Annotated in this window: 21 protein-coding genes and 1 tRNA gene; 11 read left to right on the top strand and 11 right to left on the bottom strand. The window is 52.4% G+C overall.

All coding sequences use genetic code 11. From position 1 onward, the window contains the following. Positions 1 to 177 precede the first annotated feature (177 nt). Complete coding sequence (gene argS / locus LF929_RS09690) at positions 178 to 1,908, top strand: arginine--tRNA ligase (RefSeq protein ID WP_226092574.1); 1,731 nt, start codon at positions 178 to 180, stop codon at positions 1,906 to 1,908. Between the two features lie 79 nt (positions 1,909 to 1,987). Here argS and LF929_RS09685 read toward each other — a convergent pair whose 3' ends face one another. From LF929_RS09685 to rimJ, 5 genes are all read right to left on the bottom strand, one after another. Then, positions 1,988 to 3,580 (bottom strand): methyl-accepting chemotaxis protein, encoded by a 1,593-nt coding sequence (locus tag LF929_RS09685; RefSeq protein ID WP_038908095.1) that lies wholly within the window; start codon positions 3,578 to 3,580, stop codon positions 1,988 to 1,990. 365 nt (positions 3,581 to 3,945) lie between these two features. Then, positions 3,946 to 5,481, bottom strand: coding sequence for a murein biosynthesis integral membrane protein MurJ (gene murJ, locus LF929_RS09680; protein WP_226092575.1), 1,536 nt, complete (start codon positions 5,479 to 5,481; stop codon positions 3,946 to 3,948). A 198-nt stretch (positions 5,482 to 5,679) separates the two neighbouring features. Beyond that, entirely contained in the window at positions 5,680 to 6,603 is a 924-nt protein-coding gene (locus LF929_RS09675; RefSeq protein WP_038908098.1) for a Gfo/Idh/MocA family protein, read from the bottom strand. Positions 6,604 to 6,638: 35 nt separating this feature from the next. Then, positions 6,639 to 7,292, bottom strand: a complete 654-nt coding sequence (locus LF929_RS09670) for a YceH family protein (RefSeq protein ID WP_226092576.1) — start codon at positions 7,290 to 7,292, stop codon at positions 6,639 to 6,641. Between the two features lie 36 nt (positions 7,293 to 7,328). Continuing rightward, positions 7,329 to 7,913, bottom strand: a complete 585-nt coding sequence (gene rimJ, locus LF929_RS09665) for a ribosomal protein S5-alanine N-acetyltransferase (RefSeq protein ID WP_013317780.1) — start codon at positions 7,911 to 7,913, stop codon at positions 7,329 to 7,331. Positions 7,914 to 8,225: 312 nt separating this feature from the next. Between rimJ and mdtH the strand changes: the two genes are divergently transcribed. The 3 genes from mdtH to LF929_RS09650 all read left to right on the top strand — a co-directional run bounded on the left by mdtH (position 8,226) and on the right by LF929_RS09650 (position 10,949). Then, the gene (gene mdtH / locus LF929_RS09660) at positions 8,226 to 9,431 is read left to right on the top strand and encodes a multidrug efflux MFS transporter MdtH (protein WP_038904484.1); all 1,206 of its coding nucleotides are present in this window, start codon (positions 8,226 to 8,228) and stop codon (positions 9,429 to 9,431) included. 180 nt (positions 9,432 to 9,611) lie between these two features. Further along, the gene (gene grxB / locus LF929_RS09655) at positions 9,612 to 10,259 is read left to right on the top strand and encodes a glutaredoxin 2 (protein WP_019844994.1); all 648 of its coding nucleotides are present in this window, start codon (positions 9,612 to 9,614) and stop codon (positions 10,257 to 10,259) included. A 126-nt stretch (positions 10,260 to 10,385) separates the two neighbouring features. Further along, complete coding sequence (locus LF929_RS09650) at positions 10,386 to 10,949, top strand: lipoprotein (RefSeq protein WP_016941208.1); 564 nt, start codon at positions 10,386 to 10,388, stop codon at positions 10,947 to 10,949. A 69-nt stretch (positions 10,950 to 11,018) separates the two neighbouring features. Here the strand turns inward: LF929_RS09650 and LF929_RS09645 are convergent, their stop codons facing one another. Both LF929_RS09645 and LF929_RS09640 read right to left on the bottom strand, forming a co-directional pair. Continuing rightward, on the bottom strand, positions 11,019 to 11,597 hold the full coding sequence (locus tag LF929_RS09645) for a molecular chaperone (protein WP_038914032.1): 579 nt from the start codon (positions 11,595 to 11,597) through the stop codon (positions 11,019 to 11,021). A gap of 46 nt (positions 11,598 to 11,643) precedes the next feature. Beyond that, entirely contained in the window at positions 11,644 to 12,381 is a 738-nt protein-coding gene (locus LF929_RS09640) for a phosphatase (protein ID WP_210175702.1), read from the bottom strand. A gap of 269 nt (positions 12,382 to 12,650) precedes the next feature. On the opposite strand from LF929_RS09640, the gene LF929_RS09635 reads away from it, so the two are divergent. The 3 genes from LF929_RS09635 to LF929_RS09625 all read left to right on the top strand — a co-directional run bounded on the left by LF929_RS09635 (position 12,651) and on the right by LF929_RS09625 (position 14,599). Then, positions 12,651 to 12,740, top strand: a tRNA-Ser gene (locus tag LF929_RS09635). Between the two features lie 460 nt (positions 12,741 to 13,200). After that, a complete protein-coding gene (locus LF929_RS09630) occupies positions 13,201 to 13,998 on the top strand; it encodes an HNH endonuclease (RefSeq protein ID WP_226092577.1) in 798 nt (265 codons plus the stop codon). Between the two features lie 154 nt (positions 13,999 to 14,152). Then, positions 14,153 to 14,599: a hypothetical protein gene (locus LF929_RS09625; protein ID WP_226092578.1), complete on the top strand. Its 447-nt coding sequence runs from the start codon at positions 14,153 to 14,155 to the stop codon at positions 14,597 to 14,599. A gap of 21 nt (positions 14,600 to 14,620) precedes the next feature. Here the strand turns inward: LF929_RS09625 and LF929_RS09620 are convergent, their stop codons facing one another. Then, on the bottom strand, positions 14,621 to 15,376 hold the full coding sequence (locus LF929_RS09620; RefSeq protein ID WP_210176793.1) for a DeoR/GlpR family DNA-binding transcription regulator: 756 nt from the start codon (positions 15,374 to 15,376) through the stop codon (positions 14,621 to 14,623). A gap of 180 nt (positions 15,377 to 15,556) precedes the next feature. Here LF929_RS09620 and LF929_RS09615 point away from each other — a divergent pair, with 180 nt between their 5' ends. The 3 genes from LF929_RS09615 to LF929_RS09605 all read left to right on the top strand — a co-directional run bounded on the left by LF929_RS09615 (position 15,557) and on the right by LF929_RS09605 (position 17,962). Next, a complete protein-coding gene (locus LF929_RS09615; RefSeq protein ID WP_226092590.1) occupies positions 15,557 to 16,162 on the top strand; it encodes an NUDIX domain-containing protein in 606 nt (201 codons plus the stop codon). Positions 16,163 to 16,619: 457 nt separating this feature from the next. After that, on the top strand, positions 16,620 to 17,258 hold the full coding sequence (locus tag LF929_RS09610) for a ribonuclease T2 (protein ID WP_038904490.1): 639 nt from the start codon (positions 16,620 to 16,622) through the stop codon (positions 17,256 to 17,258). Between the two features lie 215 nt (positions 17,259 to 17,473). Further along, positions 17,474 to 17,962, top strand: a complete 489-nt coding sequence (locus tag LF929_RS09605) for an NUDIX hydrolase (protein ID WP_023639805.1) — start codon at positions 17,474 to 17,476, stop codon at positions 17,960 to 17,962. Between the two features lie 75 nt (positions 17,963 to 18,037). On the opposite strand, the gene LF929_RS09600 is transcribed toward LF929_RS09605, so the two are convergent. After that, entirely contained in the window at positions 18,038 to 19,150 is a 1,113-nt protein-coding gene (locus LF929_RS09600) for an NADH:flavin oxidoreductase (RefSeq protein ID WP_038904491.1), read from the bottom strand. 99 nt (positions 19,151 to 19,249) lie between these two features. Here LF929_RS09600 and LF929_RS09595 point away from each other — a divergent pair, with 99 nt between their 5' ends. Further along, a complete protein-coding gene (locus tag LF929_RS09595; RefSeq protein ID WP_226067186.1) occupies positions 19,250 to 19,654 on the top strand; it encodes a helix-turn-helix domain-containing protein in 405 nt (134 codons plus the stop codon). 35 nt (positions 19,655 to 19,689) lie between these two features. Here LF929_RS09595 and cueO read toward each other — a convergent pair whose 3' ends face one another. After that, a complete protein-coding gene (cueO, locus tag LF929_RS09590) occupies positions 19,690 to 21,399 on the bottom strand; it encodes a multicopper oxidase CueO (RefSeq protein WP_226092579.1) in 1,710 nt (569 codons plus the stop codon). A gap of 124 nt (positions 21,400 to 21,523) precedes the next feature. Continuing rightward, on the bottom strand, positions 21,524 to 22,834 hold the full coding sequence (locus LF929_RS09585; RefSeq protein ID WP_226092580.1) for an FAD-binding oxidoreductase: 1,311 nt from the start codon (positions 22,832 to 22,834) through the stop codon (positions 21,524 to 21,526). Between the last annotated feature and the right edge of the window lie 47 nt (positions 22,835 to 22,881).

The following is a 22,881-nucleotide window of genomic DNA, read 5'->3' as shown; positions in this document are numbered from 1 at the left end:
GTATGTTTTACCTTAATTCTGACTATCGATAATGACAGCAAGTATCTTGCCGCATTATCAGGCACTGTATTTATTTTTATTGCCGCCCCGCCCGGGGCGCTTGTTATGCTGCTCTGCTGACTACACCACCCAAATATGGTATAAAGAAAGGCTTGATTCGTCATTTAGGGTAAACCGGTGAATATTCAGGCTCTTCTTTCAGAAAAAGTCCATCAGGCAATGATTGCGGCGGGCGCACCCGCTGACAGCGAAGCAATGGTTCGCCAGTCAGCAAAAGCGCAATTTGGTGATTATCAGGCAAACGGTATCATGGCTGCCGCCAAGAAATTAGGCGTGCCACCTCGCCAGTTGGCCGAAAAAGTCGTTAACACACTGCAATTGGATGGCATTGCAGCCAAGACAGAAATTGCCGGTCCCGGTTTCATCAATATCTTTCTCGATCCTCAATGGTTGTCTGCCCAACTGGAACACGCGCTGACAGCACCCAAACTGGGTGTTTCACCGGTTGAGCCGCAAACTATCGTCGTTGACTATTCCGCCCCCAACGTTGCAAAAGAGATGCACGTCGGCAACCTGCGCTCCACCATCATCGGTGATGCGGCCGTGCGAACGCTGGAGTTCCTCGGTCACCACGTTATCCGTGCCAACCATGTCGGCGACTGGGGGACACAATTTGGCATGCTGATCGCGCATCTGGAAGATGTCCAAAATGACAGTACCCAGGACCTGGAGCTGGCTGATCTGGAAGCCTTCTACCGCGAAGCGAAAAAACAGTACGACGACGATGAAGCGTTCGCTGAGCGGGCACGTGGTTATGTGGTGAAGCTGCAAAGTGGCGATGAGTACTGCCGTTCAATGTGGCGCAAACTGGTCGACATCACCATGGTGCAGAACCAGCGCAGTTATGACCGCCTGAATGTGTCATTGACGCCAGAGAATGTCATGGGTGAAAGCCTTTATAACGCCATGCTGCCTGACATCGTCGCGGACCTGAAAGCCAAAGGGCTGGCAGAAGAGAGCGAAGGTGCCATCGTGGTCTATCTGGATGAATACAAAAACAAGGAAGGCGAACCGATGGGTGTCATCATCCAGAAAAAGGATGGCGGCTACCTCTACACCACCACGGATATCGCTTGTGCCAAATACCGCTACGAAGAGCTGGGTGCCAACCGTGTGCTGTATTACATCGATTCTCGCCAGCATCAGCACCTGATGCAGGCCTGGAGCATCGTACGCAAAGCCGGTTACGTGCCGGAATCCGTCAGCCTGGAACACCACATGTTCGGCATGATGCTGGGTAAAGACGGCAAACCGTTTAAAACCCGTGCGGGTGGTACCATCAAATTGTCCGAACTGCTGGATGAAGCCTACGAACGTGCACTGACGCTGATTGCTGGTAAAAATCCGGAAATGGAACGTACTGAGCTGGAACAACTGGCGCAAGTGGTCTCCATCGGCGCGGTCAAATACGCTGACTTGTCGAAAAACCGCACCACCGACTACATTTTCGACTGGGATAACATGCTGGCGTTTGAAGGCAACACTGCGCCGTATATGCAGTACGCTTACACTCGCGTGTCGTCTATTTTCAAACGTGCTGGCGTGGAAGAAAGCAGCCTGACTCAGCCTATCGTGCTGAGCGCTGAACACGAACAGGCGCTGGCGACCCGTTTGCTGCAGTTTGAAGAGACAGTAACGACCGTAGCCCGCGACGGTACGCCGCATGTGATGTGTGCTTACCTCTACGACCTGGCTGGGTTGTTCTCCGGTTTTTACGAAAACTGCCCTATTCTCAATGCTGACAACGACAGTACTCGCCAGAGCCGTCTCAAACTGGCACAGCTGACCGCGAAAACGCTGAAAACCGGCCTGGATACGCTCGGCATCCAGACCGTTGAGAAGATGTAATTATCCGAACCCTGGCCGACATCCACTACGTGATGTCGGCCAGTCTCATCCCAGGACACGATTCGATTGTCGTTAACCGTTATCTCATCCCAACAGACAACCGGGGTGCGGATACCTCGCCAAATTGTTGACGTTCCCCGCCTGCATTCAACCGAAAGATCTCTACCAATTGACGCAACCGCACCGCCTGATCATTGAGTGATTCTGCTGCTGATGATGCCTCTTCCACCATAGCGGCGTTTTGCTGCGTGACAGCTTCCATCTGGTTAATCGCCACGTTGATCTGGCTGATGCCACGACTTTGCTCTTCCGATGCCAGCGACATTTCCCCTACCAGTGATGATGCATTGGTGATCAAGGTTTTGACATTGCTGATGGCATCGCGCACATCATCAGCCTGCTGCGACCCGTTTTTCACTGCCCCAATAGCATTATCGATGAGCGTTTTAATTTCTCTGGCTGCGGAAGACGAGCGCTGAGACAACGTGCGCACCTCGCCTGCTACCACGGCGAAACCACGTCCATGCTCACCAGCACGTGCCGCTTCCACTGCGGCGTTAAGCGCCAGAATATTCGTCTGAAAAGCGATACCTTCGATAAGCGTAGTGATCTCTGCGACTTTTTCGGAACCGGAAGCAATCGCCTTCATCGCCTGCATCATGCGTTCCACCGAGTCATCACCATGGGCAACGGCATCTGCGGCTTGTTGACCAAGACTATTGGCCTGACGGGCATTTTCGACGTTACTTTCTACGGTAGAGGAAATTTCGTGCATGCTGGCGGCGGTTTGCGCCAGTGATGCCGCCTGCTCTTCAGTACGTGCGGAAAGATCGATATTGGCGGCGGCTATTTCGTTAGATGCCGTCGCCACGCTCTCGCTAGCCGTACGCACATCTGCCAGCACCGTCGCAAAACGCTCAGTCAGGCTGTTCAGTGCCTGTGCGGTTTTACCGATTTCATCATGATGACTATCATCCGCCCGCAGCGTCAGATCCAGACTGTCGCTAATCGTCAGCAAAGTATGCTGCAAGTGGTTAAGGCTACGACGGACATAAAGCAGGATCATCAACGCCAGCGTGCCCGCTACCGCGACTGAAACAACGATCAGGCTGATAAGCGTATATAACGTGCTGTCATAGCTCTCCTCATTGGCTTTTTCCTGAGCAGAAGCCAGCGTCAGGTTGTATTCACGCTGATCTTGCAAGGATTTAATCACCGCCTGCTCTGTTTGCTTTTTGGCGCTCTCCGCTGCCGCATCGGTGCTTTTCTGGATAGTGCCGCCCTTATAAAGGTTCTCAATGTTCTGACGATAAGACACCAGCAGTTGAATCGTATTATCCGTCATCTGCGCATCGCGGCTATCAGCAATGTAGTTCTGCTTATAATCCGCCATGAACTTATCCACGCTGGCCAACTTGTCCATAGCCGATTTCAGTTGAGTTGTGCGTTGCTCCTGATCTTCAACGAGTGGCAGAGTGGAAAGTGTTGCCCTAACTTCCCGTATGTTGATGTTTGAGTTAGATAATAATGTCAGACTAGGCAGCGTATTCCCTGTCACGTATTCCACTCTATCTTTCGAATCCCCGAGTGCCTTAATGCCGTACCCACCCACCGCAATGAGCGCCAGTACGAAAATCATGATAGCTATCGCTAGCTTTTGGAAAATTGTCATCTTTTTTTCCTTTGTTTACTAAAGGTTATCGTGTTTTTATTTAAAGCATCAGCCGTGTTGCGCTGATAACTCGTTATCGGCAACAAGTGTTACATCATTACGGGAATCTACTTACAAAACAGTAATATAAAAAACATTCCTTCAACGAAGATCGATTAAAACCAGATCTTTACTGAATAGGTTATTTGTGAAGCTTTCGGCTTAACTGATCAGAAAAGCTAAACAAAAGGCTAAAAGTCAGTTGATGTGCTATTTTTTTAGGAAACGTCAGAATAAAAATGGAACCCTGAAAAGCAGAAATCCGCTGCAGGCGGTGGGTCAGACCACCTGCAGAACGCAAGAGCGAGCAAGAAAAAGAGAAAGGATCAGAGACTGCGGCGAGAAAAATCTTTCGGACGAAAGCCCAATACAGCCAGTGAAGCAAAGTAGCTGCAAGCCCCCACGACTACCACAAACAACAAGCGCAGCAGGCGCTCCGTCATGTTGCCTTGCGCCCAGGGGGGCATCCACAGGTTCAGCGCCAGCAGCACCAGCGACATGACAACAACGGCCGTGACCATTTTAACCAAAAATATCGTCCAGCCGGGCTGCGGTGCAAACAGGCGCTGACGACGCAATTGCCAGAACAGCAACCCGGCATTGATGCAGGATGCCAGACCAATCGACAGCGACAACCCGGCATGTTGCAACGGACCGATAAACATCAGGTTCATCAGTTGGGTCATCACCAGTGTCGCGATACCAATTTTTACCGGCGTTTTAATGTCCTGCCGGGCGTAAAATCCGGGCACCAGCACCTTCACCAGGATCAAGCCCATCAGCCCGATGGAGTAAGCTACCAGCGCCCGCTGGGTCATCATCGCGTCAAAGGCGCTGAATTTACCGTACTGAAATAACGCAACGGTCAGCGGTTTAGCCAGCAACCCCAGTGCGACGGTGGCGGGCAACGCCAGCAGAAAGCAAAGCCGCAGCCCCCAATCCAGTAACCGGGAATACTCCTGGTGATCGCCGCTGGCGACACTTTTCGACAGCGAGGGCAACAAAATCGTCCCCAGCGCCACACCCAGCACACCGGATGGGAACTCCATCAAACGGTCCGCGTAATACATCCAGGAAACCGCACCCTGACTGAGGAATGAAGCAAAAATAGTATTGATGATCAAGGAGATCTGGCTGACCGACACACCGAGAATGGCGGGTGCCATCAGCTTCATTACCCGGCTGACGCTAGGGTCGCGAAACTTGATGCGGGGCAATACCAACATGCCGATTTTCTTCAGATGCGGCAATTGATAGCCCAGTTGTAGTACCCCGCCGACCACCACCGCCCAGCCTAACGCCATCACCGGCGGATTAAACCAACGCACACCCAGCAATGCAAAACCGATCATGCTGACGTTCAATAAGGTCGGTGCAAACGCTGGCACGGAAAAACGGTTCCAGGTGTTGAGAACCGACCCGACCATCGACGTCAGTGAAATCAGCAGAATATAAGGAAAGGTCACCCGCAACAGTGCCGACGTCAGCTCGAAACGCTCCGGCGTGGAGGCAAAACCCGGTGCCGTCACCATAATGACCCAAGGCGCGGCAATCATCCCGGCAACCGTGACCAGCGCCAGAATCAGCGTCAACATCCCGGCGACATAGGCCAAAAAGGTGCGCGTTGCCTCCTCGCCTTGCTGGCTCTTGTACTCCGCCAGAATGGGCACAAATGCCTGGGAAAACGCGCCTTCGGCAAAAATACGTCGTAACAGATTGGGCAGTTTGAACGCCACAAAAAAGGCGTCGGTCGCCATACCAGCACCAAACACGCGAGCGACGATGGCATCACGCACAAAGCCCAACACACGGGAAAGCATGGTCATGGAACTGACCGCAGCCAATGATTTCAGTAGATTCATTCAGTTGTTCTGACTATGGGAAAGAGAGAGATGGCAGGGCAAAACCAGCTCAGCCGCCATGTCCACGACGGTCACACCGCCCGCGATACGTCATGCCGACAGCCACAACACTGACGGTCAGGCACAGCTATCGCGGCACACAGCCTAGTCGATTGTACCGTCAATAGCCACATAGGCACCCGATGGTCGCTGCTTTTTTCAGCATTCTCTCAGCAGCGAGTCGATCAACCGCTGTGCATACAACGCCTGATCGCCTGAGGTCAACGGCGGCGTCTGTGAAACCACCGCTTCAATAAAATGTCGGACAGCGCCAGTAAAACCACGCTGCTCCAGCGTACTCTGCCAGGAAGGCGCGGGACGAAGTACCACGACCCCCTCGCGTTCTTCACGCCATTCCCGCAGGTTATCCACCTGATACCAGCCGCCGTCATTGATCAACTGAACGCTTTCCCGCTGGCTACCCGCCTGGCGATGCATGCTGGTGGTGATCAGGGTATGCGCGGTCTGGAACTGGTGTTCGGCGTACACCATCTGCCCTTGCGAATTGCACCGTATCCGGCCAGCGCACAACGTGGCGGTCGTATCCGGTGTTTGAGCCAGCCACAGTGCGGTATCCACCACATGCAAATAGTCATCCAACAGCGAAAACGCCAACGGCTGCGGGCCAACATTATCAACACGATGCTTTTCCATGCGCAGGCTATCCGGCACAGTCTGCTGCTGTCGCAGCCGTTGGTAGAGCGGCGCAAAACGGCGGTTGAACCCCACCATCAGCAGCAGGTTACGGCTGGCAGCCAGCGCGACCAGCTCTTCCGCCTGCGCCAGCGTTTCCGCCAGCGGTTTATCCACATAGACGTGTTTACCCGCCAGCAGTAGGGTTTTCACCACCTCGTAATGGCTGGCGGTACTGCTGTGCACAAATACCGCGTCACACTGGCGACCTAATTCAGCCAGCGAGGAAAAGCAGGTTATACGGTATTGTTGACATACCTGTCGGGCGCGCGCCTGACCCGGCGACCAGGCCCCCACCAGTTGCCAGTCGGTGGCCTGGGACAAAATCGGTAAATAGGCTTTACGGGCGATATCCCCTAACCCCACCACACCAATACGCAAAAGCGTCATGCTGTTCTCCCGCCTTCCCACTTATCCGGATGGTATCAGGCAAGGTGTGCCTGTAACGCCGCCAGTTGCGCACGCAGTTCAGCCACCTCATTTTCCAGCGCGCACACCCGTGCGACCAATGAGCCATCTACCGATGCGGACGTCTCATCCGACTCAGAAGACGACACCGCGTCATCAACCTCGCCGCTGAACAGATGCATAAACCGGCTTTCACGCTTACCCGGTTCCCGCGCCAGTCGCACAACAAACGGCCCGTCTTCCCGCTGTTGCAGGTGCTGTAGGACGTTCTCCACCTCGTCCATATCGGCAAACTCGTACAAACGAGCCGCACGGGTACGAAGTTCACCCGGCGTCTGAGCGCCCCGCAACAGCAAGGTCGTGACCAGTGCCACTTCAGCGGTTGAAAACTTCAGATCACCAAATTCCGAGTTACAGAAGCGGTGTTCATATTTCATCACCCGGTTGCCAAAACCGCTGACGGTACGCAGAAAATGCCGCTTCACCAGCAAATCCAGCGTTTGTTGTACCTCGCTTTCGCTCAGTTCCATGACCGGCTCCCGGTTGGTTTTCTGATTACACGCGGCGGTCAGCCCATTGAGGGACATTGGATACTGTTCCGGGGTGGTCACCTGCTTTTCCAGCAGGCAGCCAATAATCCGCGCTTCGCGGGGCGTCAATTGGTATTTCATGGGCTTATCCTCATTCGGATCCGTAGCGGCGTGCACTTAACGCATCGGCGTCCATTCATTATTAGTCAGGGCAGTCAGCACGTGATCTTGCCATTTACCATCAATCAACAGGTAATTCTTGGCGTAACCTTCCTTTTCGAACCCCAAACGCGCCAACAGGTTACCGCTGCGCTGATTGTGCGGCATGTAGTTAGCCATAATACGGTGCATATGTTGCTGGCGTTGCATGTAACGCAGCGCAGATTGCAGCGCCTCATACATCATGCCTTGTCCCTGCCACTTTTGGCCCAGCGAATAGCCGAGGTAACAGGCGTGAAAAGAGCCGCGCAGCACATTGCTGAAGTTCGCGACGCCACGCACCTCGTTTTCATCCGGGTCCAGCAGCAGAAAGTAGTAGGCGCTGCCCTGTTTGTGCATATCGCAAATCACGCTTAACCGCGCCTGCCAACCAGAAGGGTAACAATGGCTGGCATCGCGCACCGGCTCCCAGGGTTTCAAAAAATCACGGTTTTCTGCGTAATACTCAGCCAGACGCCAGGCATCGCGTTCGTGCGCCAGACGGACCACCAGCCGATCCGTAGTCAAGCGGACTCTGGGTGTCGTTGAGCGATAGCCAAACATGCCTTCCCCCTCAGGTGACGGATTATCGATGAATAACTTTTATTAATGTGATCAACGCCGACGAACGTCGCCACAGGATAAACAACCCATAGCGCTTACTATAACCCTATAAATTCCATAGCGTAAAATCATGACCGCTGAGTTATTGCACAATCGATACGCCGTCATGACTTTTTTTCTTAAATTGTTCGTCAGATAACAGTTGAACGATAAAAAAATTTATTAGCAGGATCCCCTATCGCCATCACGCAATCGGCGAGAGAATGGAATGGTTATCTTTTACCTTCCTCTCTTTCTGCCTCGTGGTGAAACATGTCGTTGATGGCACAGGCTCGCAGCCTGGGTAAATATTTTCTGTTGCTGGATAACATGCTGGTGATACTGGGTTTCTTTGTGGTGTTCCCGCTCATTTCCATCCGTTTTGTCGATCAACTTGGCTGGGCTGCGCTCACCGTCGGGATTGCGCTCGGCCTGCGTCAGTTCACCCAACAGGGACTCGGTATTTTCGGCGGTGCCATCGCCGATCGTTTCGGTGCCAAACCGATGATCGTCACCGGCATGCTGTTGCGTGCCTCTGGCTTTGCGTTCATGGCGCTGGCAACGACCCCGTTGATGTTGATGCTCTCCTGCGTGCTCTCCGCACTGGGCGGGACGCTGTTCGAACCACCCCGTAACGCCATGGTGATTAAGCTGACGCGCCCCCATGAACGCAGTCGCTTCTTCTCCTTGTTAATGATGCAGGATAACGCTGGTGCGGTGATCGGCGCGCTCATCGGCAGTTGGCTGATGCAATACAACTTTTCCGTGGTGTGCTGGGTCGGCGCAGGCGTATTCGTGTTGGTGGCCTTGCTGAATGCGTTGCTATTACCCGCTTATCGTATTTCCACCACCCGTACCCCAATCCGCGAAGGCATGATGCGGGTCATGCGCGACCGGCGTTTTGTGGTCTATGTACTGACGCTGACCGGCTATTTCATGTTAGGTGTGCAGGTACTGTTGATGATGCCGATCATGGTCAATGAACTGGCTGGCTCGCCGTCTGCGGTAAAATGGATGTACGCAATCGAAGCCGCGCTGTCGCTGACGCTGCTTTACCCCGTCGCCCGCTGGAGCGAAAAACGGTTTCGACTGGAACAACGGCTGATGTTCGGGCTGTTCATCATGACCCTGAGCCTGATTCCGATGGGGATGGTCACCAGCCTGCAATGGCTGTTAGGGTTAATCGCCTTGTTTTATATTGGCTCTATCATTGCTGAACCGGCGCGGGAAACGCTGGGGGCATCATTGTCCGATGCCCGCGCTCGCGGCAGCTACATGGGGTTTAGCCGTATGGGGCTGGCACTGGGCGGCGCGCTGGGTTACAGCGGCGGCGGCTGGTTGTTTGATACCGGAAAGGCGCTCGGCCAGCCAGCCTTACCCTGGTGCATGCTGGGTATCATCGGCATGCTGACTCTGGCGGCCCTCTACTGGCAGTTCCACTTAAGACGTATCGAACCGGCCATGCTGAGCGAGCATTGATCGCGGGTTGCTTCCACATCACGAACGGGGCGTCGCATCGCCCTGTTTTTATCTTCAATTTCCAGCTGTTGCAGCACACATTGCGCATGGACGAGCCGACGCTGACAATAGATAATCCCCTTCGACACCACCATCACAGTTGCGTCCGATGCGACGCTGATCAACCCTAGGAGTTCCGGTATGAAACTGTTTATTTATGAACATTGTCCTTTCTGCGTGAAGGCACGCATGATTTTCGGTCTGAAGCAGTTACCGGTGGAACTGTGCGTGTTATCCAACGATGACGAAACCACGCCGATTTCGATGGTCGGTCAGAAAATGGTGCCGATTCTGCAAAAAGAGGACGGCAGCTATATGCCGGAAAGTCTGGATATCGTGAAATACGTTGATGAGCTGGACGGTAAACCGGTGCTGACCGGTACCACTAATCCGGCGATTGATGCCTGGATTCGTGGCGTGTACGACTACGCACCACGTCTGCTGATTCCCCGTTTCTCCCAGGCTGACTTTGAGGAATTCGCGACAGAAGCCGGTCGTAATTACTTCATCAACAAAAAAGAGGGACAAATCGGCAGCTTTGCTACCCACTTTAGCCAGACTGATACCCTGACAAAACAGCTGGAAAGTGATCTGCAGGCACTGGCCCCGTTAATTGTCTCGTCACAGGCCTGCAATGGCACATTGTCACTGGATGATATCAACCTGTTCCCCTTGCTGCGTTCACTGACCATTGTTGCTGACGTCAATGTCCCGGCGGCTGTCGCCACCTACTGCGATACAATGTCTCAGCTTGCCAACATCGACCTGCTGATCGAACAGGCACAATAACCCCTGGCGCCGCCGCCCGACGGCGGCGTTTAGGTGTATTCCGATTGGCGATATCAGCGGAATAACGCACCCTGCCGACAGGCCTCGCACGGCGGGGTCCATTACGAAAAACAAGAGGTTATAACAATGAGAAAATCGGGACTGGCCGCTCTGGCGCTGTTGGGGACGTTACTCATCAGCGGTTGCAACCAGTTGGCGCAATACAGCCTGAGCGAGCAGGAAATCAATCAGTATTTGCAACAGCATAATGACTACCAGAAGCAACTGGGTGTTCCCGGTGTGGTGGACGCACACATTACGCTGACTGACCTGGCAAGCCAAATTGGTCGCACGGAACCCGGCAAAGTCACGTTGAGCGGCAACGCGAAAGTGGATATCAGTTCCCTGCTGGGAAAACAGCAGGCAGACATGAAGCTGACGCTCAAAGCCCAGCCAGTATTCAACAAGGATGAAGGTGCCATCTACCTGAAAGATATGGAGCTGGTGGATTACAGCGTTCAGCCGGAAAAATTACAAACGGTGATGCAAACGCTGACGCCCTACCTGAACCAATCGCTGAAGAGCTATTTTGACCAGAAGCCCGCCTATGTGCTGAATCCGGAGCACAGTAACAAAGAGGCACTGGCGAAAAAGTTGGCTAAAGGTATCGAGGTAAAACCCGGTCAGTTGGTTATCATGTTGACCGATTAAATGGGGAACGCCCAGCCAGGCTGGGGTTTTCTACAGACAAGAAAGCGGGTGGCATGCGCCACCCGTTTTTCATTCTTCAGACGACTCATCATCCGTTTCGTCGCCTTCTGCTTCTGCCAGTTCGTCACGCATCGCTTCCAGCGCTTCACGGCAAATAATCGCCAGCGTACGATAAAACGCCGTCGTGGCATGGCTTTCCACCTTGCCCAGAAAACGATCGCTCCACGGCAACAGATAGTTATCGAAAAACGCTGACTGCGCTGCCGTTTCATCTTCCTGCGCTTGATCTTCCAGCCAGGATGCGGCCAGCAGCAATGCGCCAAAGTGGTCGACCGGCCCTTCGCCTAATGGCATACCGCGCTGTTGTAAAAACGCCCGAACTTCAGCTTGCGGTGCGTCCGGCTCCCAACTGGAACGCCATGGCGACACCGAGGGTTCTGCGCCGAACAAGGCCTCATAATCCGCACTCATCGCCGGTAAATCGATACTGCGCTGCCAGCGCGCCATCAACGCATCTTGCTCTAGCGGCCATTGTTGTGCCAGCTTGCCCTGTTCAATCAGGGTAAACAACGGTGCCAACAGCGGATCCTGTGGCGAGCGTTTAAACAGCGTGCCGAGAATACGGCACACCACGGAAAATTCATTCATCTCATCAACCTGTAAAAAGACATGACAGCGCGATTTAGTGACAACGTCACAGATCGGCAAACTCCGGGATGGCCGGTCTCCCACGTTGTTCCAGAAAATCCAGCACCCGGCGCGGGCTGACATTCAACACGCGATCCTGCGGAAAATCAACGTCTCGCATAATACGCTCACAGTGTGGAAACTCACCCAGCGACCAGGCGATATGTGAATCTGATCCCAACGCCAGATACCCACCCGCGTCGCGCACCGCTTCGGCTACTGCCCGGCAATTCGCCTCACTGCCTTTGCGGGAATGAGTAAACGAGGAATTATTCAATTCCAGCGCCACATTATATTTCGCGGCCGCCTGAGCAACCGCCTGAATATCAATCGGGAATTTTGGGTTGCCGGGATGACTAATGATATGGACTGATCCTTGAGCCATCGCGGCAATCATCGCTTCGGTGTGGATATCACGGTCTGAGGGGGGAAACACCGGCTCATGAAAACCAGCGATAACCACGTCCATACACTCCAGCATCGGCCCGGTGCAGTCGATGTCGCCTGCCAGATTCTTAATATTCGCCTCAATTCCACGCAGGATACCAACCCCCTCCACCATTCGCGGCCAGACACGCATATTGATGAAATGCCAGTGATGCGGTGCATCCGCCATATCCGGGCCGTGATCGGTAATAGCGAACAGGCGGATCTGTTTGGTTTTGGCTTCTGCCACGTAGTCATGCAGGGTGCTGTAAGCGTGGGTGCTGGCGACGGTGTGCATGTGTAAATCGACGGGGTACATGGTTTCTCCTGACTCGGCATTGATAAGCAAGCATACCATTTATCCCGTACTGGCACAGCCGAGGCAATGATGGGATAACGACAAATTAACAGAAATGAAACATGCACTATTTCCCCCATCGTGGCAGAGAGCTGACAGGCAGAAATGGCGACTAAAGCAGCAAATTGCGCTAAGTTTGGCTAAACGCACGCTTTTATGAAAGAAGTGTGTTGACGCTGCTGAGGATTTTCCCTAGAGTAGCGCCCCGTTGCCCCTGCAGGCGACGATCCGGTGAGGTGTCCGAGTGGCTGAAGGAGCACGCCTGGAAAGTGTGTATACGTGAAAACGTATCGAGGGTTCGAATCCCTCCCTCACCGCCAGATTAAAAACAAAAACCCCAGACGAAAGTCTGGGGTTTTTGTTTTTAACCGGTGACGGGATGGATGAGAAGCCTCGACAGGGTTCGACAAAACGGCTTGCCGTTTTGGACCGCCGCAGGCGGCCCGTAGGGCGAGCGCAACGCGCGAGTCAATCCCGACCGGTCGGTTTAGCCCCCCTTATCCTTGATTCAGGTGCAAGTCTGGGGATGCGATAGTTTTTCATTTATAAGATTTGATACTTGATACTGAACAAAAGAACTGGTATTAAATATATTATCATACTCGATCAGTTTTTTGTTTATATAAATATTCCCCCTATAACCCTGACTACTATTTTGGATCCTAACGTTGAAAAAACAGAGTTAGGGAATGTACATTTCATATACATGAAAGAGTAGAAAATACAAATTTTGATGTAATAAAGACCCATGGAATTAATTTTCACCCCAAGGAAATCTTTATGAATTGGTTGATTTCAGCAAATTCAGAGGTATACGATCATACATCCTCTTTTAAGGATTATGGATCTATTGATTGGCGTCAGGGCAGAACTAAGTACAAAGTATTAGATATCGTTTACATTTACGTTACAAAACCAACAGGAAAAATCCAATATAAATGCCGTGTCACTAAAGTGAATTTGTCTTCAGACGAAATTCGTAATGATAAAGAATATTGGAAAAATCGAGATGAATATCAGAAGTCTTTATCCGGATTTTATATGCGCCTAGAGCTTATTGAGCAAATCGAAAATCCCAATCTATCACTTGAAAAACTATTAAAACATGAACTTAAAGCCGCTCCACAAGGGACCAAAAAACTTGATCGTACGCCACACTTGCTTAATTACATTGAAGATTATTTCAACAATAAGCTCGAAAAAGAATCTCTCCCCGATGAGGCTCAATCATCCTCAGATCTCAAGGAAGGTACAATAAAACAGGTTTTCACTAAAAAATATGAACGTAGTAGAGAAGCAAGAAATAAATGCATTAACTATCATGGTACGATATGTAAGGTGTGTAATCTAGACCTAACTTTAATCTATGGGAAATTGGCTAACGGATTTATACATGTTCATCATTTAATCCCAATATCAGAAATTGGTGAAGAGTATATAATTAATTATAAAGATGATTTAATCCCTGTTTGCCCGAACTGTCATGCAATGTTACATCGTATCCAAAGCACAGAACCACTTCAGACCTTGAAGGAAATAGTTAAAAACAATCTAGGGAAAATATTGAAAGTAAATTAAAATAGAATACACCACATGTCACTATGCATCTATAAAAAATACCATATTGACAATACAGAGCAACTTAAAAATCCAAATATGCATTAATACATAAACTTTTATTTTATTATTTTGATAAAAGTTTATTTGTTAGGCAATATAAAAAGGGATTCATATGTCTAAAAACTTTAAATTCCACCCATGGGTTAACCTAACCCAAAGGCAAGATATCATTGGGAAAGATCATCCTGGTGTCTATATGATTGCCCGCGGTGAGACTGCACCTTCTGACTATTGTGCCAATAACGCATCCATCATTTATATCGGCGAAACGACAAGTCAAAAACTTAATAATCGAATTCATCAATTTGTTGTATCTGCCTTTAATAATAAGCCGGGTCATTCAGGTGGAAATACGTTCCGAAACAACGAAGAAATATCAGGCGGTGTGTCAGAAAGTATGCTGTGGGTATCTGCCTGCCCTATTCCAGTCGAGCCGATAATACCGATGGAACGGACGGGCGGCATTTATACATCAGCATACATAAGATATTTAGAACGCAGACAAATTCTGCAGTTTGTTTACGCCAACGGTAGGTTACCCGTCTGCAATCGTAAATAGCACTTGTGTCCACCCACAACGTCAAGCCCGAACCAAACTCACTCCCGCCTGCGAAAAAGGTGCCGTCACCTCATCAGGCACTGCGGATTCCACAATCAGCGTGCTGGCCATGGTGAGCTCGCCGATTGCATAGCGGGAGGCGACATTCAGTTTATCCTGTGTCGCCATGACAACGGTTTCCGCCGCTCGTGCTGCCAGCGCCCGTTTGATATACGCCTCTTCCAGATCGCCGGTGCTGAAACCCGCTTGCGGATGCACCCCGGTGACGCCCATAAAAAAGATATCGGCGCGGATCGTCGCCAGTGCCTCCACCGCCGCCGCACCTACCGCGACCAGTGAATGCTTGTAAAGACGACCACCAATCAGCACCACATCAATACCGGGGTGGTTTACCAACGCCACCGCCACACTCGGACTATGCGTTACCACGGTCGCCGTCAGCGAAAGTGGCAGACACTTCACCAGTTCGCCACTGGTCGTGCCACCATCAATCATGACGACCTGCCCCGGCAGAATCAGCGATGCAGCGGCCTGCGCCAGTTGATGTTTGGCACCTATCGCTATCCGGCTGCGGGCATCAAAACTGACTACCGTTTCTGACGCAGGCAAGGCTCCGCCATGTACTCGCTGTAATCGCCCTTCACTGGCCAGCTCACGTAAGTCACGCCGAATGGTATCTTCCGACACACCAAAGGCATCGCTCAGTTGCTTTGCCAGCACCTGTCCTTCCGCCGCCAGTTGTTCCAGAATTCGCTGTTTGCGTTGTGTCGTCAGCATGGTGTTCCCCCAGTATGTTGTGCCTGCCTTTATTTACTTGATTATGCCTGAATTTGCACGTTTATTCTTTTTATCAGTATTTCAGGCAATCAATTCCGCACGTAATTGCACGAAATAACTTGAGTATGCACGAAACCTCGCGCTAGGATGAGTGCTCATTCCTTGTTCAGGAGAGTGATGATGCTCACCACACGAGATCGCGTTCGTATTGTCGACAGCGTAGTACTGTCCGACGATTGGTATGTGCTGAAGAAAAACACCTTTGATTTTTTACGTCGGGACGGCACCTGGCAGCGGCAAAGCCGTGAAACCTATGATCGCGGCAATGGCGCAGTTATCCTGCTGTATCATCGCCACAAGCAAACATTGTTACTGACGCGTCAATTCCGCTTTCCGGTCTTCGTCAACGGGCACGACGGGATGCTAATTGAAGCCGCAGCCGGTTTGCTCGATCATGCCGACCCCGAAGTGCGGATCCGCGCCGAAGCGGAAGAAGAAACCGGTTATCGGGTATTCAATGTTCGTAAGGTGATGGAAGCCTACATGAGCCCCGGTTCGGTAACGGAGAAACTCTATTTCTTTCTTGGGGAATATGATGATAGCTCCCGTATCGGCACGGGAGGTGGCATTGAAGATGAAGGTGAAGATTTGGAAACCCTGGAGATGACGCTACCGCAGGCATTGGCCGCGATTGCTGAGGGTACCATTATGGATGCCAAAACCATCATGCTGGTACAGCATGTCGCGTTGCATCGTGCGCTACCGTTTGAGGGGTTGCCAGATTAATCACTACCCCGGTTTTCGGCGAGTGCAAAGGCTCGCCGCACCACACATCATCGTCAAAAGAGACACCTTCCTCATCTAATAATTATTTAGGGTATGCACCGGTTATTTTCCATTCGATGTTTTTACAAAATAACCAGCCGATTAATTCATGATCACTATTATTTCCCATAAAAATAACAGCCTATTTCTCTCCTTTCTTAAAATAATTTAACTAGCTGATATTTAAACGACATTAATATTTATTACACCAGAATTTGACATTTCGCGATTTTTTACGCATACAGAATACAGCTGCTATACTGGCATCACGCACATGTTGCGGTTATTTTTTCACCCAGTGTTTATGATCTAAAAAATAAGATCCATCGCAAGGTTTTTACTTGTTATTTTTGTCCACCCTATGTGGTACGGCGAATGCGTACCCGTGCAAAACTAAAAAATCCGACAGGAGAAAGTTATGAAAAAAATATATTCGTTGCTGGCTGGTTTGGTATTCACCGTCGGCCTGACGGTAAGCCCTGCTGTGCCTGCAAAGGGTCAGGCCGGTGTGTTTGATTTCTATCTGTTGACGTTATCCTGGTCCCCCACGTTTTGTCTGACACACGCCAGTAATGAGCAATGCACCAAGGGATATGGTTTTGTGCTGCACGGCCTGTGGCCGCAATATGCCAACGGTGGCTGGCCGCAAGACTGCCCGCCCATTAAAGCGCTGACTGCGCAGGAGCGTAAATACGGTAATACCCTGTTCCCAACCGATACGCTGCTGACGCATGAGTGGGAAAAACACGGTACCTGTAGCGGATTGGGCGCTAATGGATATTTGCAGGCGGCGGATAAAGCCGTAACCAATGTGAAGATCCCGGCCAGCTTCAATGCACCGACCAAGCCGCTGCAAATGACCGCTGAGCAGATTCTGGCCACATTCCGCCAGAGCAACCCGTCAATCCCACAAGATGGGATCGCCGCTGTCTGTAGCGGCCCGGAATTGTCTGAAATTCGGGTGTGCATGGACAAAAATCTGAATTTCCAGTCCTGCGGTAAATCGGTAAAAACCCAGTGTCGTGATGGCAACATCCGCGTGCCTAACGTGCGTTAATCCCCACACTGGCGCTGATGAGCGCCAGTTTCATGACATCTTTAGCCCGCCCTGCGTGCGGGCTATGTCAAGTACTGTAGAAATAATGAATAACAATAATTACTTTTGTAAAGATTTCTATTGTATTTATTCTGTTTGTGAAATATCACTGTCACGCTAGATCTCTAGCATGTCCGGTCGGACATATTCATTCACCCCAGTGCAGGTATGAGAGCATGTTTTTGTTTTCCCCGCAGGACAGCACCTACACCAGGATGTTGTGCCAATTCGAGTTTCAGGCACAACAAGAAGGGATTACCCGTCAAACCATGGCAGCCGCGGTAGTATTCCGGGGCGGTATACTCCTGGTGCGTCGCAGTGCTAATGACCCCATGTTACCCGGATACTGGGAAATTCCCGGCGGTGGCCGCGAACCTGGCGATCACAACCTGCTCGCCACGCTGATGAGAGAATTGCAGGAAGAAACCGGCCTGCGGTTGCGTTATATCCGTCATTATCTGGGGTTTTTCGATTATCTGGTGCCGAGTAACGAAAAAGTTCGTCAGTGGAACTTTCTGGTTGACGTGATGCAAGAAGAGGTTTGCCTGAACGAAACGGAACACGATGCCTGGCAAATCGTGCGTCAGCCGTCCGATATCCCGGAGGATTGTCCCATCAGTGAAGAGAGTCGTTTTGTGGTGAATGCCGCCATCCGCATGTTATGACGGCACGGTGATAACGATGAGGCGATGCCCGCCAACTCAACTGTCAGACCCCGACAGATCGGGGTCTGAGGGCATTTAGGCCAACTGGCCAAGCGAGGCCGGTTCGAACCCTTTAAGGCTATCCAACTCATGACGATGCACTTTCGCCGCCCAATGAGAGTCGGTCAGCAGTGCACGGCCTACCGCGATCAAATCAAACTCATCGCGCTCCATACGTTCCAGCAACGTATCCAGACCCGCCGGACCAGACCCTTGCCCGGCAAACGCACCGAAGAAATCATCAGACAGCCCGACAGACCCTACGCTAATGGTTGCCGCTCCCGTGACTTTCTTCGCCCAGCCAGCAAAGTTCAGGCCGTTTTCACCGTCTACATCCGGGAATTCCGGCTCCCAGAAACGACGCTGTGAGCAATGCAGAATATCTACGCCAGCAGACACCAGCGGTGCCAGCCAATCCTCCAGTGCCAGCGGCGTCGGAGCCAAACGCGCATTGTAGTCCTGCTGCTTCCATTGGCTAACACGCAAGATCAGCGGGAAATCTGGCCCTACCGCTTCACGGACGCTTTTCACCACCTCGGCAGCAAAACGCGCGCGCTGCTTAACCGTTGCGCCACCAAACGCATCAGTACGCTGGTTGGTTTCCCCCCAAAAGAACTGATCGATCAGGTATCCGTGCGCACCATGCAATTCCAGCGTATCAAACCCGAGGCGCTTCGCGTCAGCAGCCGCACGGGCGAAGGCGGAAATGGTATCGGCAATGTCTTCTTCCGTCATGGCATGCCCACGCTCTACTTCTGGCGAGAACAGTCCTGACGGGCTTTCAATGTAATCCGGTTCCCATTCCACACCCTTAAGCGGTGCCGAACCGACGTGCCATATTTGCGGCCCCATCTTGCCACCAGCCGCGTGAACCTCGTTAATCACGTTTTGCCAGCCCGCTAACGCACGCTCACCATGAAAAAACGGGATCCCGGGGTGGTTACGCGAACCGGAGCGATCCACCACCGTGCCTTCCGACAGAATCAACCCAACCTCACCTTCCGCACGGTGGCGATAGTAAGCGGCAATATCATCGCCCGGAATACCATCAGTGGCGAAACAGCGGGTCATCGGCGCCATCACGATACGATTCTTTAATTTCAGTGTTTTCAGCGTAAAAGGACGGAACAGCACATCAATATTGGCCATGTAATCATCTCCTTGGGCATGAACCCGTGATGGTATACAATGTAAACTTGGTGTCAATCAGGCACATTCATGCTACCAGGTAGCCTTAAGGAAACCACTATGCTGAAATCTTGCGCCGCCCCTTACTCCCACGCTAACTGCCCCAGCCGCTTTTTGCTGGAACAAATCGCCGACAAATGGTCGGTGCTGGTGTTAGGTGCATTATGTGAGAAGCCGCTGCGCTTTAACGATCTCAAACGCAGTCTGGAAGGCATTACGCAAAAAGCCCTGACACAGTGTCTGCGCAAACTGGAACGCAACGGTATTGTGGAACGACGGGTGCTGGCGTTTTCGCCGATTGCGGTGGAATACCATATCACGCCATTGGGTCACACGTTGAAAGAACCGTTTCAGGCGCTGTACCGCTGGACTGTCGAATATCTGCCACAGGTGGCACAAGCACGCGAGCGCTTTGATCAGCGGCTCAGTGAGCAGGAAAAAGCGATGTCCGACGCGCAAGCCTGAGGCGGTTGTGCAGCGAACCTCGCTTTTCCTTAGTATCAGGACACTGTAAACGACATCATCATACCGGTGTCCTCATGCTCCAGCAGATGGCAGTGCGCCATGAATGCCCGTTCTTTCGCCGCCGGGTGACTAAACTGCACCAGCACCTCGCTGCGTGCTCCTTCCACATGCACAATGTCCTTCCAGCCACGCCGGTGCGCAGCGGGCGGTTTGCCATTTTCGGACAGAATGCGAAAACGGGTGCCGTGAATATGGAAAGGATGCAGCATCATGTCGCCCTGCCCGGAAATATTCCAGACTTCAAGCTCACCGCGTTTCACATCAAACATCGGCTGCCCCATCTGAAACGCGACACCATTGATGCGATTGGCCGACAACAGATCCAGCGGTGCGAGCCCGGCTTGTGGGTCCATTGCCCCGTGATTCATATCACCGTGGTTCATTCCGTCATGGGTCATGTTGCCATGATCCATGCTGCCGTTACTCATCGCGTTATGATTCATACTGCCGTGATTCATACTCATGCCATGTTGCCCCATGCCTGATGGCATAGACATGCCGACATCATGCGACATCCCCTGCATTGAGCCGTGCGCGTTCATATCCATCCCTGACATCGCCTGCATACCATAACGCACCATGAGTGCCTGCATGCCCAGCATGTCAAGCCGCGGGTCCATCGACAGCTGTAGCTGACGCGTTTTCAGGCCCGCCGTTGACGGCAGTGCCGGTAATGACACCAGCGTTTCTGGCAACTTGCCCACGCCCGGCTGAGCGGAGGGATGGATACGCAACACCGGTAAGGGTTGGTCAAACGGTGGCAGGCGCATCCCCATCTGTGTCACTGGCAACGCCACCATATCGAACACCTTGCCATCACGCGCGTCGACCAGAACTTCAAACCGCTCGCCCATCAACACCGTCAGGTTGCTCACCCGCACTGGCTCAGCCAACAGCCCACCATCACTGGCAATCACATACAACGGACGGCCATCACTGCTCGCCAGTGTTAGCGAACGTGCGTTACATCCGTTAAGAATACGCAAGCGTAACCAGCCGCGTGGCGCAGTATGCTGCGGATAGCGCGCGCCATTGGTCAGCATCAAGTCGCCAAACCAGCCAACCGCCGCTGACATCACATCCAGCTGATAGTCAATCTGCCCTTTGGCGTCCAACCGCTTGTCTTGCAGGATAACCGGAATATCGTCCACACCCCATTGAGCGGGTAGTGGCAACGCCCGGCTGGCGGCATCCTGAATCAGGATAAGCCCGCCCAGCCCCATCGCCACTTGTCGCCCGGTCACGCCATGGGTGTGTGGATGAAACCACGCTGTCGCCGCCGGTTGCTCAACCCGGAATGTCGCCGTCCATGTCCCTCCCGGTGCGATCTCTGCCTGTGGGCCCCCATCGGCATCCCCGGGAATTTCCATGCCGTGCCAGTGCAGGGTGGTGGTTTCAGGCAAGGTATTGGTGACATTCATCGTTACTGTCTTGCCTTGTTCCAGTTGCAACGCTGGCCCCAAAAAACCGCCATTCACGCCCCAGGTAGCGGTTTCCATTCCCGCCAGCCAACGCATACTGCCCGTTTGCAGTGTCAGTGCAATGTTACCTGCCGCATCCGGTGCAAGCAGTGGTGGCACTGGCAGGGTTGGGCGTTCATCAGCCCAGACGGAACGGCTCCACCAGGGCAACAGGCTGGATGCCCCCAACATAGCGCTCAATTTGATAAACTCACGGCGACGCATACCGCTCTCCTCCAGTCAGTTATCATTCGAAAAAATGATGATAATAGGTGGCAGACTGCACCTTCCAGTAACAGGAAGGTCAAGGCTTTTATCTGACTACAGCATGCGCTATTGATAGCTGCGGTTATTCTTTTCGCCCCAGCCAGCGTTCTTTCAGGATGCTGCCACGGATGCCGATATCCAGCAGTGGACGCGGTGGAATCCAATTCGGTTTACCTAGCGACTGCATCTCGGTAATCAGAGGATTATCGACACCGCTTGCCAGATCCGCCAGCGTGCTGCCAGCAATGGTTTGCTTCGAAATACCGGCACCATTGCACCCCAATGCAGCATACAAATTATCGCCGTATCGCCCCCAGGTCGGCGCACCGTTGCGGGTCACACCGATCATCCCAGACCAGCTATGCGCGATGGCCACATCCGCCAGTTGCGGGAAACGGGATAAAAAGATCGCCTGATGTCGGCGCGTGATATCTGCCGTGTATCTTGCTGTGACAGTGTAACTCGGTACATAGGTGACGTGCTGGCGAATCAGAAAACGGTGGTCACGGGTATAGCGTAGCGTAGCCCCGGCGATGGCATTTGCTGGCGTCATCCCCCATTCAGCAATATTTCCGATGCGTTGGCGCTGCTCCGTCGTCAGCGGCTCGGTCAACGTGGCAAATGTCGATAATCCAGCCACCTGGTGGGAAAACATCGGCAATTGTCGGGCACAACCGTTCGTCGCCACCATCACCTGCCGGGCCTTTACGCTCCCGTAAGGTGTTCGCACCTGCACCGTTGTGCCGGGTTGGATCTCCAGTACCGGCGAGCGCTCATACAGCGTGACATTATCAGGCAGATTATCCGCCAACCCCCGCACCAGCGCCGCCGGGTTGAGCAAGACACAATTCGGCGTATAGATAGCCGCGTAGTAATAAGGTGTGCCTAATTGGCGGGTCAGGTTCTCGCCTTGTAATAACTGATAGGGTTCTGACAGCGACTGCAATTCGTGAGCATACTGGTCCAGTAACGTCCCCAACTCAGGGCGGACAATACAGTGATACTTACCGCTGCGGTTCCAGTCGCATGCAATACCATAGCGGCTGATTTGCGCCTCCAGTTGCGCCAGCCCTGCCTGCAACAGACGCCGATAACTGGCGGCTTTTTCCAGCTCTGCGGTGGAACTGCCGATGTTATGCGGCAGGTCAATGGCAAACCCGGAATTGCGCGCGGAGGCGCTGCCATCAATATCAAGCGCATCCAGCACCACCACCTGCTCATGTGGGTGGTTTTCCGCTATCCGGCGGGCAAACGCCAGCCCGGCGTAACCCGCACCAATCACCAACCAGTCAGCATTGACAGACTGGCGCAGTACCGGTTTTGCTTCTCGTGGCGCTAACATCGCCGACCAGCCATTGGTATTGGCATCCAGCGGTAATGCGTTGATGTTCACGTTTTTCTCCCTGTTTTGACGCTTATATTTATGTGCTGCATTTTACG

Origin of the sequence: Dickeya oryzae (assembly GCF_020406815.2) — a bacterium.
GTDB classification, from domain to species: domain Bacteria; phylum Pseudomonadota; class Gammaproteobacteria; order Enterobacterales; family Enterobacteriaceae; genus Dickeya; species Dickeya oryzae.
Note: the sequence above shows the minus strand (reverse complement) of the source record. Positions and strands in the feature narration are given on the sequence as shown.